The organism is Bradyrhizobium betae (genome assembly GCF_004123905.1).
GTDB lineage: Bacteria > Pseudomonadota > Alphaproteobacteria > Rhizobiales > Xanthobacteraceae > Bradyrhizobium > Bradyrhizobium betae_A.
Map to the genome: position 1 here is coordinate 1 of NZ_MZXW01000010.1, position 12494 is coordinate 12494.

Consider the following 12494-nt stretch of genomic DNA (forward strand, 5'->3'; position numbering starts at 1 on the left):
CCTTCTCGATGGCAAGGTCCACGCTTGCCGGGCGGACATCATCCATCCGCTGGAAAGCAAGCAGATCGCCGGCAGGATCAACCACCGCGATCGCCGAGGGCGCATTCCGCTGCTCTGCGTTCTCCCTTCCCGCCTGCAGCACCGTCTGCGCTCCGGCTTGATCGAGGGTCATCACGTTGATGGTCTGCGCCCCCGCTGCAAAGCAGAAGACCGTTGCCAACATTCCAACGCCAATTTCAAATTTCGTCATGCGCGTTTACTCAGTTCATGAAGTTTACCGCCGCGAGGGATGCTGTCGCGGGCAGCTTGCGTACATACCTAAGAAGTGCCCTTGGTGCGAACCAGGTAGTCCACGATAGCTTTGGCGTCGTCAGGGCTGACAGGAGCCTTGTAGGCTGTGATCATCTTGTTGACGACTTCTTGCCAGGCCTCCCTGGAGAGCGACGGTTGGTTCAACACGTGGTCAGCCGAGTGGCAGGCGAGACAGTTGTTGTTGATCGCATCGGATTCCGGACCGGCGGGGAACATCGTGTCGCTGGTGGGGACATCCAGCTTCAGCGACTTCAATGTGGTGATGCTTGCGGCTTCACCAGGATACGCCAAAAGAGCGAAACCGAGAACGGTGACTATCGGCAAAACAGCGCGTAACATTCTCAGGTCATCCTTTGGCCGCGACCACATGGGTCGTTTCAATGGTATTGAACATGTAGCCGGCCGGATTCCAGATCCGGAAACCGGGCTGCGCCACGTTCTTGGTATTGGTGCAACGAACCATCAGGGTGTGCGCGCCGCCCGCCGGCAAGGTGAATTGCGTCTGCCATTGCCGAAAGCCGTATGTGCCATGGTCAGCACCGAGCTGGGCCGGCTGCCAGCTCTTGCCGCCATCAATGGACAGATCGACGCGGGCAACACCGCAATCGCCGCCGAAGGCGATGCCCCGTGCCAAAGCTGGCGTCGCCGCCGGCACGCTGTCGCCGTTACCAATGTTGGTGATGAACGACCGGGGAGCGTTGCGGGTCACCGGCACCATCTTGAATCCGGTTTCGCCGGGTTTGACAGTATTGTACGGCGTGTCGGGCACGCGGTAGCCGGTCGCCGTCCAGTAATTAGTGTCCGGGTGATCCAGAACTTCGATGTCGTTCAGCATCTTGACCCAGTAAACACCGCACCAGCCGGGCACAACGAGCCGCAGCGGAAATCCGTTCAGCAGGGGAAGTTGCTCGCCGTTCATGGCGAAAGCGATCATCACCTCGCGGTCGCGAGCGTGATCGATGGTGAGCGACTTCAGGAACTTCGGTGCACCCTCCATCGCCGGGTCGTCCAGGCCGCCGAACCGGACCTGAACTGCGCCAGCTTTTACACCCGCCCGGTCAAGCACATCCTTGAGACGCACCCCCGTCCAGATCGCGTTGCTCATCGAGCCATCTGCCCATTGAGCGCCGGCGACGCGTGGGACGGCGTATATACGCGAATTGCCAGCGCATTGGTTGACTGCGGCGATGTCGACTCTCGGCAACCCGTGTAAAACATCCTTGAGCGACAGCGAGAGGATCTGATTGACCTGGCCGCGCACATTCAGACGAAAGCTATCCACATCGATGTCGGCTGGAAAGTTCGCCCAGTGCCAGCTTACATAATGCTGGTTATTTGGGGTGAACACACCCTGGTCGAAGACTTCGAAGGGCGTCTCAAGCCATGGCGGGCTCGAGCGCTGCAGGATCATTCGGCCCTTTTGCGGATAGGATGTGGTGACCATCCGCATACTCGGGCCGCCCGGCACATCTAGATCGACCGTCTCTTGCGCTGATGCTGGCGCAGACAGAAGCGCCAAGCTCGCGATTCCCATCCCGCCCAGCACACCCCGTCGCGTCAGCATCGACGGTTGCACGTCGTGATCCCGCATCAGTTGCTCCTATCCTGTGCCCCTGCGGTATCGCCGAACCTGGTCGGCGGCATCGGGCTTAACGGCAGCTTCGGTGACCGGAGCGTCCGCACTGCATGCAAGACCCATCTGCCGTACGATTTTGCGAGTACCAGCCCGCTGTCGCGGTTAACGGGTCGTCTGCCGTGAACGCAAGCCAAGCGCCTCATTTCCAGATGTAGGAAGGAACGAGCACCATGTTCATCACGCTTGAGTGTTCGGCGAGCCGCAGCGGTTGAACGGATGTTTAAAAAGGTATGCGAAACTCGAATGTTGAACTTGCAGTGTCGAGCACAGCTACGTGATTGCCGAAACGTGGCGTGTCGCGGCGAGGAAGTAGCGCCCTCTCGCAAAAAGGACCTCAGCGCCAGACCGCGCTGAGGTCCTCTCATGGCAATCGACAGTCGGTTGACGTTGAGACGGCGATGAACATCAATAACCGACGGCCGATCAACCACATACCCTGCTAGGTTGCAGACGCGAACCATGCGCGGTGTGCACCCGTCGCCGAAGGACATAGCAATTGCCGTCGTCGTAGTAGGAATCCTCGTAGTACGGATAGTCGTAAGCGTAGTTGTCCCAGTAGCCATACGGCCTGCCGCCGTAGTGGTGGTGCCCGTAGCCATGGCCATTAGATCCTCGCGCGACGGGACTGGGGCCAAAGCCACGGAAGCCGCCATTGTTGGATCCTCGAACCACGGGGCCGGCGCCAAAACCGTGAAACCCTCCAGCGAAAGCGCCACTGTGAAAGCCGCCGCCGCCAAAGCCACCCATGCCTCCGCCGTGGAAGCCACCGCCACCACCAAAGCCGTCCCCATGTCCGCCAGCACCTCCACCGCCGCCACCTCCACCGCCGCGCGCTTGCGCACCCGTCGCGAACAGAGACCCGGCAAGGAGGGTGGTCGCCAACAGCATCATCGATTTTCGTCCAGTCATGAATCTTTCCTTTCGATGGGCAGAGCCATCAGTGATCATCATCGAACTTCTCGCCCCGGCCAACATTTGGTCGCGCGGCTCCGAATAGCTAACGGAAAGTTTCGAAGGCAGTAATCGGGGCAGCCGATGGCAGTGGCATCGGCATAAAAAGGATCATGCTGATCACTCGCGTAGGATTGGCAAATACGGACCGACTTACAGGCGTCGCCACCGTGGATGCCTACGTGTTGCACGGCTTAGCGCGTTGGCAGTGCTTCAGTGTCCCGGTGTGGTGAAATGCTCTCGGCAACATTCAGACACTCTCGGATTAGAGTTCCAAGAATCCTAAATTCGCCGTCGCGCGAGGATGTCGTTCGCCAGGCCAGGACCAGGGTGCGATACGGCTCCTCTGGAGAGAGCGGCCGAGTCACAACATTGCGAGATGATGTGAGTTCCGAATCCACCGCGATTTGTGGCAATAGCGTGTCGCCAAGTTCAGCGGCCACCATCTGGATCAGCGATCGCAGGCTGGTGGCCTGGAAGACCTCATTACGACCCGGGTCCATCATCCGACATGCCTGCAGTGAATGGCTACGCAGGCAATGTCCGTCCTCGATCAGGAGCAGCTGCTCGCGGGCCAGGTCCTCGCGGCCTACCACTTTATGTTGGCCAAGAGGATGGTTGCGTGGCATCGCTACGACGATTGGACCCTTTGCGATTTCGATCGTCTTCACATCGCCGAGTTCATAAGGAACGGCCACCAGCAAAATGTCGAGTTCTCCTCCGGCGAGCGTCTTCAGCAGGACCGCAGTGGGAGCCTCCCGGACTTGCAGCTTGAGCTTCGGCCGCGCAGTGCCGAGATGCGATAGCAGTGAGGGCAGGACATACGGCCCGACGGTAGGGATTACCCCAAACCGGAGCGGCCCGGCCAATGGCTCCTGCGCGTTGCGGGCGAATCCGACCAGTTCTTCGGCGTCGACCAGCAGGCGCTTGGCGCGCGTGGCGATCTCTTTTCCCAAGGGCGTCAGCATCACGCGGCGATGATTGCGCTCAAACAGCGTTATGCCCAGCCGCGCCTCGAGCTCCTTGATCCCTCCGCTCAGCGTCGACTGCGTGACGGCACAACTTTCCGCAGCACGGCCGAAATGGCATTGCTCGGCCAAAGCACAGAGAAAGCGGAGTTGTTGAAGACTGGGCAGGATGGCCATCGGAATGTCCAATATAGCTGTGCGTTTTTATCCGTTGGACCAATGGCAAAGAATGACGGACCCTTCGCACACGAGATAAGAACCAGCGGCTGACCTTTCCACCACTGGTCGGATCAACATCGTCCTCGTTGTACTCGCAGCCCAGCTACTGCGCAGATCAGGCGTATCATCGAGCGTCACCATGACGCTGTAGCGTGCGTCCGCGGATGTCTCGGACGGAACGCCGCTTGGCTGCTGGCCACATCACTTGTCCGGCCGCTCCCGCCCAGTTGAGGGCGCCGCTTCAGGAGCTGTCCTGTGCATCGAAATGGAAGCTCGCCGCATTGCCGCGCCGAAACTCCGCGTACTCACGGTTGGTGCGCAGAGGCGCTTATGAGAAACCTTTTGCAATCTGCGAGAGGTGTCGCCCTGCCGAACAGATTGGCTCCGATTGGCGGCAACATTCCAGAACGCATGTCGACCCGACACGAGCTTGTGAGCCGAGACCACAACTACGCGTGACTACGGCTCGCGCTTGCGCTCCATGTCTGGATCGCGCCAGCTGAATTAATTCCGCTTTCGGAGATTGGCGCAAAACCGCATGAATTGCAGCAATCGCGCCAAACTCATTGCGAAGCGGACGCATACATTTCTATTCACGCCCGGTCTCGCAGCCGCAATCCTGCCAGACGACGTTGCGAAAACATGAGCAGCGCTGCCGGGATCATAATGTCTCGCAACACAGGAGCAATCCGTGGCCAAACGCCCTACACTCACCACCGACAGCGGCATGCCGGTCTCCGACAACCAGAACAGCGTCACGGCGGGCCCGCTCGGCCCGGTGCTGATGCAGGACTTCATTCTGTTAGAGAAGCTTGCGCATCAGAACCGCGAGCGCATTCCCGAGCGCAGCCAGCATGCCAAGGGCTCGGGCGCATTTGGCACGCTGACCATCACGCAGGACATCACGAAATACACCAAGGCCAAGGTGCTTCAAAAGGGCAAGAAGACCGAAGCTTTCATCCGCTTTTCTACGGTGGCGGGCGAGCGCGGCGCCGCCGATGCCGAGCGCGATGTCCGCGGCTTCGCGCTGCGCTTCTATACCGAGGAAGGCAACTGGGATATGGTTGGCAACAATACGCCGGTCTTCTTCGTGCGCGACGCGCTAAAGTTTCCTGACTTCATCCACACCCAGAAGAGGCACCCGAGAACCAACATGCGCTCGCCGACCGCGATGTGGGATTTCTGGTCGCTGTCGCCAGAGAGCCTGCATCAGGTCACCATCCTGATGTCGGAGCGAGGCCTGCCGCAGAGCTATCGCAACGTGGATGGTTTTGGCTCGCACACTTATTCTTTCATCAACGCTAAAGATGAGCGTCACTGGGTCAAGTTTCACTTCAAGACCATGCAGGGCATCAAGAACTGGACCAATGCAGAAGCTGCTGAGCGGGTCGCGCAGGATCGCGAGACCCATCAGCGCGATCTCTTCGAGTCGATCGAGAGAGGCGATTTCCCGAAATGGAAATTCTCCGTGCAGATCATGCCAGAAAGCGATGTCGGCAAGCACTGGTACAACCCGTTCGACCTCACCAAAGTGTGGCCGCACAAGGACTACCCGCTGATCGAGGTCGGCGTGCTCGAACTCAACCGCAATCCGGAGAACTATTTCGCTGAAGTCGAGCAGGCCGCGCTGTCGCCCGCCAATATCGTGCCTGGCATCAGCCACTCGCCTGACAAGATGCTGCAGGCTCGCATTTTCTCCTATGCAGACGCGCATCGTTACCGCGTTGGTGTGAACGCGGACCAGCTTCCCGTCAACAAGCCGCGCTGCCCCGTGCACACCTACAACGTCGATGGTGCCATGAGGCTCGCAGGAAACCCGAATCCCGATGCCTATTACGAGCCGAACTCGTTCAACGGCCCGCTACAGGACGAGCGCTTCCGCGAGCCGCCGCTTCCAATCTCGGGCGCAGCCGATCGCTACAATCACCGCGACGGCAATGACGACTATCGTCAGCCCGGCGACCTGTTCCGGCTGATGAGCACCGACCAGAAGCAGCAGCTGTTCCAGAACTACAAGGCAGCGATGCAAAGCGTGCCGGTCGAGATCGTTAAGCGGCAGATCGCCCACTGCTACAGGGCGGATCCCGAATACGGCGTCGGCATCGCGAAGGCGATCGGCATCGACTTCAAGCCGCAGATGGTTGTCGCGGAATAGCGCCGCCCGCCTCGCAGTCGGGCGACCTGTCCTACCGAGCCGCCCGCACTTCGAACCAGCGCATCATCCCTTGGCGCGAAGCTGATCGCGCCAAACAGTGAATATCATCTCTGGAGAGAACCAATGTCCGACCGGATTGCACCAAAACTCCTCGCCGAGTTCATCGGCACTTTCGCATTCGTGTTCATCGGCGCCGGCGCCGCGGCTGTGATCGGCGGCGGGGCCGGCCTTAACGGCATCACCGCGGTTGCCTTCGCCCACGGCCTAGCCATCATGGCTCTTGCCTTCGCCTATGGCCCGGTATCGGGCGGGCATTTCAACCCCGCCGTCACCGTGGGCGTGCTCGCCGCCGGCGCGATGAGGATCGGTGAGGCACTTTCCTATATCATCAGCCAGCTCATCGGCGGTGTCGCCGGCGCGCTCATGCTGCGGACCGTTCTGGGCGGCGCCGCAACTGGCCTCGGCATACCGGCACTCGCGCATAACCTCGCTTTAGGTGCCGCGACCGTTACGATCACACCGGAGGCGGGCTTCATGATCGAGGCATTGCTTGGCTTTTTCCTGGTCACGGTCGTCCTCAGCACCGCGGTTGCAGGCCGCGCCGGCAGCCTCGCGCCGGTGGCTATCGGCATGACCCTGACCTTCAACATTATCATGGGCGGTGCCCTGACGGGCGCTCCCTTCAACCCGGCGCGGGCTCTGGGTCCGATGGTCGCGACCGGAAATTTCAACGATGCCTGGCTGTACCTGACGGCCCCGATCGTTGGCGCCATCCTTGCTGCCCTTCTGCACACCGCCCTTGCGCGACTCGCGCACGAGCGAACGGCAAACGACCACCGAGCGGCCGCCGGCGCGCCCGCCCAATGAGGTCGGCAGCAGGCGCACTGCCACGGCATTCGGGAGCCGCTTCGATGGATACGTCGGAGCGGACGCCCTGCATCACTGATCTCAGTTCTGAATCGAGGTCGCCAGGCCCTCGGGGTGGAAACCAGCGGTTATCTGGGATCGCTTTAGCCGAGATTGCGACGGTAACGGCTCGGGGTTTGGCCAGTCAGCCTGTGAAATGCAGCGGTGAATGTGCTCGTATCGCTAAAGCCGACCTCAAGTGCGATGGACATGACGGACAGTTCGCGGTTCGTTAATAGCTGCTTGGCCCGTTCGATTCGGCGGTTCGCATGATATCTGCGCGGCGGCATTCCGAAGGCGTCCTTGAACGACCGGCAGAAATGGAACGGGCTCAGGCGCGCCAGTCCGGCGAGCGTCGCGAGCGGGATGTCGTCAGCGACGTGCTCCTCGATATAGGCGGTCACCCGCTTTTGCTGCCAGCACGCAAGGCCGCCGCGATGGGTGGGCCCCCGGGGCGCAGCGTCATTGTTGATGCGAACGACTTCATGCGTCAACGCGATGCCAAGCACTTCGCCGTATTGCCGGGGCATCGAGTCCGAGTTCTCAATCAGGGACTTCAGCTTGAGAGCGGTCTGCCAGAGATCGCTATCGAAAAAGAACAGTCGCGGCCTGAATTCGATCTCCTCGAAGCGCAGCGCCGGATCGACCAGTGGCCAGCACGGATCGATGTAGAAATAGGTGGTACGCGTCAATGCGCGCGGTTTCTGCCATCCGCGGAAATCATGCCCGGCAGGAACAAAGGTGAGCTTATGCGTGAAGTTGCGAAGCGTAGACCGAGGCAGACCTTCAACAAAGGTCTCGCCGTCGTCGCGCTCGGCGACTTCAGCGGCAATGAGCAGATGCCATGGAGCCCGGAATCCGTATTCAAACGGTACTTGCCGCATGATCTGGACCGTCTCCGCGTGTAAGCCCGACCACGTGGCAGAATGGCGTCTGACGATCTCAGGCGGCGAAATGTTCACAAGCGAGCGAGGTTCAGGATTCCGATCTAGGCACGGCGCAGGTTGGGCCGGACGCGGGAGAGGAAGTGCTGCGGATTGATTCAATGTCGATTCGGCGGAACTGGCCATTATTCGATCGACTCGCTTTGATACCGTCCAGCCCCAAATGTTATTAGTAGGGCGGTCGCGACGACGAACAAGGTGTGGAGTCGCCTCCGCTCACGTCGAGTTGAGACACGACCGTCACGATCAATTGAGTCTTGCGCGTTTCGCCCACAATTGTGGGACGAAGCCGGGAAAAGCCGCTACGCGCGAATTTACCACAAGAACAGCGCATCGAGACATTGGCGCGACGCAATGTATAATTGACGCAATAAAAAGGCGCGAATGCAAGACAGAATTAGCGTGACATTGGGTAATCGCAGCAAGACGGCAAAAGTCGACTTCAAGCTCGTCCATACCTCGTCCAGAATATCGACCTTCCAAAATCCGGCAGATAAGACGATCAATCAAGGGGTCATTCTCAAGGTCGTAACGACGAATATCTGCGACTTCGATCACGACGTGGTGCGGGGCCGATGACAGCGCCGGGGATCAGCCTAAGCTATCGCCGACCTCTGACAGGTCCTGCACCGCCGTAAACCGGCGCGTCGACCTTACTGCTGTTTTTCCCAGAACGACAACAGCCCTTGCGAAGTGGCGCCTCCTATCACGCAGGGTATACCGACGGCAACCTGGCCAAGGGCTGCAGCCGACACGCAGCCGAGGGCGATCGCGCCGACGCCGACCTGGCCCCACAAATCCAGATTGCGGCGCGCGTCCGATCCCTTGGCCTTGAGCTCTTCGACCGCAGCGAGCGCATCGCGACGGACCGCGCCGAGTTCGACCCTGTCTGCGGCCTGAATTACTTCGGTTAGCGGGCCCTTAACAGCCTCGGACTGCCGCGGAAGTTCGTCGCGGAGAAATTCGCGCAGGGAACTATCTCGCACCGCATAGCTTGCGAGCGTGTAACGAGCCATGCTGCCCACGGTCAACTTGTCAAGCGTATCGCGACTTTTCGACCACGGCAGCATCTGTACGATGCGCATGATCGGGACATGCGAGCCGGTGGCGAAATAATAGCCCCACAGCGTATCCAGCAGATCCTGGCTAGAGGCGAAGGTCAGCTTGGTGTCGAGCTTCTTTTCTTCCTTCTTGAAGGGATTCCGGGTGAAGGCGTTGCGCAATTTATCGAGCATGCCCGGCCTCGAGTCCTCCAGCGGGATCTCCGCGAGCGTCGGCAGCGTGCCGTCGAGATAGCTCTCGATCATGATACGCCGCTCCGGAATGTTTGGCTCGATCTGCCGCAGCAGGTTGCGCCAGTCAGGCAGACCAGAATAGGCGATAGCGCGCACGATCACCCACTCGTCTTGCGGCGGCACGGGGAAGAAGCTGTTGACGAGCTGCTCCGCCTTGGCAGGATTCGAGCCGATCGCGCCGGCGATGAAGCCGAGGTAGATGCCCGCGCTCTCGGGCTCCTTGAAAGTCTGGGAATGGAAGAGAACGCGTACGGCCGCCGGCACGTGCGCATAGTCCGGCTTGGCGCGGTAACCATAGATCCACTGCTGTACCACGCCAAGGGAGGCGCGCGGGTCGATCTCGGGGGCAACGGCGGCCCGAACGGAGCTGCCGAGAAGCAGCAAGGGAAGGATGAGTGCGGCATATCGCATATGAGACTCCATCGCGCGAAGGCTTCCTGGTCGCAATCGCGCGCGCCTTCGAGCATCGTCGCTAAGCGCCATTTAGAGCGGCTATGCGACCATTGTTGGGGAGGCCGGCTCGACAGCGCGTCGAAATTGTGGCGCCGTTAATGATCAGCCTGCAACAGACCTTGCCTCCGACATTCTTTTGCCCGCTGCGGGAAATTCGATCTCGTCGCAAGACACCAGGCAGGCGCGACGTGACAATGAGAGCTACCGAGAGAGATCAACGGCGGCGCCCCGCGCGTAACCTGCAAGCGCTACTTGCCGCCGCTCTATGGGCGCTTTCCGCTCCGAATGCCTCTGCGGCTGAACCTCCCCCAGCCAGGATCATCGTTCAAGGCAACCAGCGGATCGATGCCGAGACGGTACGCTCCTATTTCCGGGCCACGCCGGATGGCCGCTACGATTCCGCGGCGCTCGATGCAGCGCTGAAGGGGCTGATCGCGACGGAATTGTTCGACCGGGTCAAGATCGATCGTGCCGGCGATGCCGTGGTCGTGCACCTGGTCGAGGCCAGGGTCGTTGCCCGCGTCGTCTTCGAAGGCAACAAGAAAATCAAGGACGAGGATCTCGCGGCCGTCGTCCAGTCCAAGGCGCGCGAACCGCTTCAGCGTGCCACGCTGCAGGCGGATGTCGGTCGCATCATGGAGGCCTATCGCCACGTTGGCCATATCGATGTCAGGGTGGTGCCGGAAATCATCGACCGTGGCAAGGACAGCGTCGACCTCGTTTTCACGATCACCGAAGGCGCAAAGATGACGGTGCGGCAGATCAACTTCGTCGGCAATCACGTTTTCGGCAAGCGCCAGCTTGCTGCCGTTATAAGCACGTCCGTGACCAACGTGCTGAGCTTTCTCACCCACGCAGACGTCTATGATCCCGATCGGCTCGCCGCCGATCAGGATCAGCTTCGGCGCTATTACTTCAACCACGGCTATGCCGACATCAGCATCGCCAATGCTCGGGCCGAATATGACCCGAGTATCCAAGGCTTCGTCCTGACCTTTGCGATGGACGAGGGCCAAGCCTATCACTTCGGCAGTATCGACCTAAAGTCCCATATTCCGGAGGTCGATCCCGAACGACTGCGCGCTCGGATTGCCGCGCACGCTGGCGCGACGTTCGACGACAGTCTCGTCGACAGGAGCACGGAGGCCCTGGCGCTCGACTTGGCTAAGCTCGGCTTTCCGTTTGCGCATGTGGTGCCGCATACTAACCGCAATGCGGAGGTGCGACGGATCGACCTGTCATTCGTGATCGATCAGGGGCCGCGCAGCTATGTCGAGCGGATCGACATCCATGGCAATACGCGGACCAAGGACTATGTGATCCGCCGCGAGTTCGACATCGCCGAAGGGGACGCCTACAACCAGACGCTGGTCGATCGCGCCCAGCGACGGCTGAAGGACCTGAATTATTTCAAAGGCGTAAAGATCACGACTAGGCCGGGCTCCATGAGCGACCGCGTCGTACTCGACGTTGACGTTGCGGACCAGTCAAGCGGCGACTTCTCGATTTCCGGGGGGTATTCAACGACGGATGGATGGCTGGGCGAGATCAAACTCGGCGACCGCAATTTCCAGGGCACAGGCACGGCGGTGCAGACCAGCGTGAGCTATGGCCAATATTCGCGCGGCTTCGATGCTTCGGTGTCCGAACCGCATTTACTCGACAGCCGCGCCACGGGAGGCGCCGAGCTGTTCGCTAAGCAGAGCTTTGCCAATAGCTATCAGTCCTATGGCAGCGACAGCTATGGCGCGAATTTTGCGCTGACGACGCCGCTGAACGAACAGACCGGCGTGCAGTGGCGCTATTCGCTCTCGAACCAAGACGTCACGCTCTCGCCCCCCTCGTCAGGGGCGACGGTCTCGTTGCCGATCCAGCAGGCAGCCGCGGCCGGACCTGCCTGGGTCTCGGCCATCGGCAGCACCACGACGTACAGTACGCTCGATAACAGCAAGAGCCCGACCAACGGCATCAACTCGCAGCTCCGGGAAGACCTTGCCGGCCTTGGCGGTGACGTCCGGTTCCTGCGCACGACGGAAGACGCGCGCTACTATAAGTCGCTGGGCGGCGACCTCGTCGGCATGATTCGAGCCCAAGGCGGTTACGTCAGCGGCTGGGGCGGGCAGCAAGTGCCGCTGCTCAACAGTTTCTTCGGCGGCCCAAGCATGGTGCGCGGCTTTGCTCCTGACGGCTTTGGCCCGCGCGACCTGACATCCGGCAGTACAATGGACAATGTCGGAGGCAGCATGTACTGGGCCACCACGGCCGAGCTGCAGAGCGGGATCCCGGGCGTGCCGGATGAGTATGGCTTGAAGGCCTCGGCCTTTGTTGATGCCGGCAGCGTGTTTGGCTACGCCGGGCCCACGACGTTCGGGACGCAGACCGTCAATGTCGCCAAGAGTAATATCCTACGCTCGTCGATCGGCGTCGGTCTCACGTGGGGCTCGCCCTTTGGCGCCCTCACCGTCAACTATGCCCTGCCTGTGACCAAGGCTGCCTACGACGTGACGCAACCCTTCAATTTCACCGCTTCGCCGTTCTGATTGGTTTGGTCAGTCGAAAACGACATTTGTGGAACCAGAGGACCAACAATGAGTTCGGGGTGGCAGTCGCGCATAAGTTGTCGCCCGTTATCTTCGACGATGCCGGTCCAGATGA

The 12494-nt window shown here is 60.5% G+C and carries 10 protein-coding genes; 3 read left to right on the plus strand and 7 right to left on the minus strand.

All coding sequences use genetic code 11. The annotated features are described in order from the left end of the window. The 5 genes from B5V03_RS05500 to B5V03_RS05520 all read right to left on the minus strand — a co-directional run. On the minus strand, nt 1–250 hold a 250-nt coding region (locus tag B5V03_RS05500; RefSeq protein ID WP_164987803.1), incomplete at its 3' end, for a GlcG/HbpS family heme-binding protein. Between the two features lie 68 nt (nt 251–318). Continuing rightward, the gene (locus tag B5V03_RS05505; protein WP_129268264.1) at nt 319–651 is read right to left on the minus strand and encodes a c-type cytochrome; all 333 of its coding nucleotides are present in this window, start codon (nt 649–651) and stop codon (nt 319–321) included. A gap of 7 nt (nt 652–658) precedes the next feature. Beyond that, nucleotides 659–1903, minus strand: a complete 1245-nt coding sequence (locus tag B5V03_RS05510) for a molybdopterin-dependent oxidoreductase (RefSeq protein ID WP_129268265.1) — start codon at nt 1901–1903, stop codon at nt 659–661. A 468-nt stretch (nt 1904–2371) separates the two neighbouring features. Beyond that, the gene (locus B5V03_RS41325; protein WP_164987804.1) at nt 2372–2857 is read right to left on the minus strand and encodes a hypothetical protein; all 486 of its coding nucleotides are present in this window, start codon (nt 2855–2857) and stop codon (nt 2372–2374) included. Between the two features lie 236 nt (nt 2858–3093). After that, nucleotides 3094–4044 carry a hydrogen peroxide-inducible genes activator gene (locus B5V03_RS05520; RefSeq protein WP_129268266.1) on the minus strand — a complete coding sequence of 317 codons (951 nt, stop codon included), beginning with the start codon at nt 4042–4044 and terminating at the stop codon, nt 3094–3096. Nucleotides 4045–4777: 733 nt separating this feature from the next. On the opposite strand from B5V03_RS05520, the gene B5V03_RS05525 reads away from it, so the two are divergent. Both B5V03_RS05525 and B5V03_RS05530 read left to right on the plus strand, forming a co-directional pair. Then, nucleotides 4778–6241 carry a catalase gene (locus B5V03_RS05525; RefSeq protein ID WP_245502166.1) on the plus strand — a complete coding sequence of 488 codons (1464 nt, stop codon included), beginning with the start codon at nt 4778–4780 and terminating at the stop codon, nt 6239–6241. Nucleotides 6242–6364: 123 nt separating this feature from the next. Beyond that, on the plus strand, nt 6365–7108 hold the full coding sequence (locus B5V03_RS05530) for an MIP/aquaporin family protein (RefSeq protein ID WP_129268267.1): 744 nt from the start codon (nt 6365–6367) through the stop codon (nt 7106–7108). 143 nt (nt 7109–7251) lie between these two features. Here B5V03_RS05530 and B5V03_RS05535 read toward each other — a convergent pair whose 3' ends face one another. Together B5V03_RS05535 and B5V03_RS05540 are read right to left on the minus strand one after the other, a co-directional pair. Then, nucleotides 7252–8031: an AraC family transcriptional regulator gene (locus B5V03_RS05535; protein WP_164987805.1), complete on the minus strand. Its 780-nt coding sequence runs from the start codon at nt 8029–8031 to the stop codon at nt 7252–7254. Nucleotides 8032–8744: 713 nt separating this feature from the next. Further along, nucleotides 8745–9869 carry a hypothetical protein gene (locus B5V03_RS05540; protein WP_245502167.1) on the minus strand — a complete coding sequence of 375 codons (1125 nt, stop codon included), beginning with the start codon at nt 9867–9869 and terminating at the stop codon, nt 8745–8747. A 164-nt stretch (nt 9870–10033) separates the two neighbouring features. Here B5V03_RS05540 and bamA point away from each other — a divergent pair, with 164 nt between their 5' ends. Beyond that, nucleotides 10034–12379, plus strand: a complete 2346-nt coding sequence (gene bamA / locus B5V03_RS05545; RefSeq protein WP_129268271.1) for an outer membrane protein assembly factor BamA — start codon at nt 10034–10036, stop codon at nt 12377–12379. The last annotated feature ends 115 nt before the right edge of the window (nt 12380–12494 follow it).

Excerpts from the sequence above, each read along its gene's own strand:
- B5V03_RS05505 (WP_129268264.1), bottom strand. The coding sequence starts at position 651 with ATGTTACGCGCTGTTTTGCCGATAGTCACCGTTCTCGGTTTCGCTCTT.
- B5V03_RS05510 (WP_129268265.1), bottom strand. The coding sequence starts at position 1,903 with ATGCGGGATCACGACGTGCAACCGTCGATGCTGACGCGACGGGGTGTG.
- B5V03_RS41325 (WP_164987804.1), bottom strand. The coding sequence starts at position 2,857 with ATGACTGGACGAAAATCGATGATGCTGTTGGCGACCACCCTCCTTGCC.
- B5V03_RS05520 (WP_129268266.1), bottom strand. The coding sequence starts at position 4,044 with ATGGCCATCCTGCCCAGTCTTCAACAACTCCGCTTTCTCTGTGCTTTG.
- B5V03_RS05530 (WP_129268267.1), top strand. The coding sequence starts at position 6,365 with ATGTCCGACCGGATTGCACCAAAACTCCTCGCCGAGTTCATCGGCACT.
- B5V03_RS05535 (WP_164987805.1), bottom strand. The coding sequence starts at position 8,031 with ATGCGGCAAGTACCGTTTGAATACGGATTCCGGGCTCCATGGCATCTG.
- B5V03_RS05540 (WP_245502167.1), bottom strand. The coding sequence starts at position 9,869 with ATGGCGCTTAGCGACGATGCTCGAAGGCGCGCGCGATTGCGACCAGGA.
- bamA (WP_129268271.1), top strand. The coding sequence starts at position 10,034 with ATGAGAGCTACCGAGAGAGATCAACGGCGGCGCCCCGCGCGTAACCTG.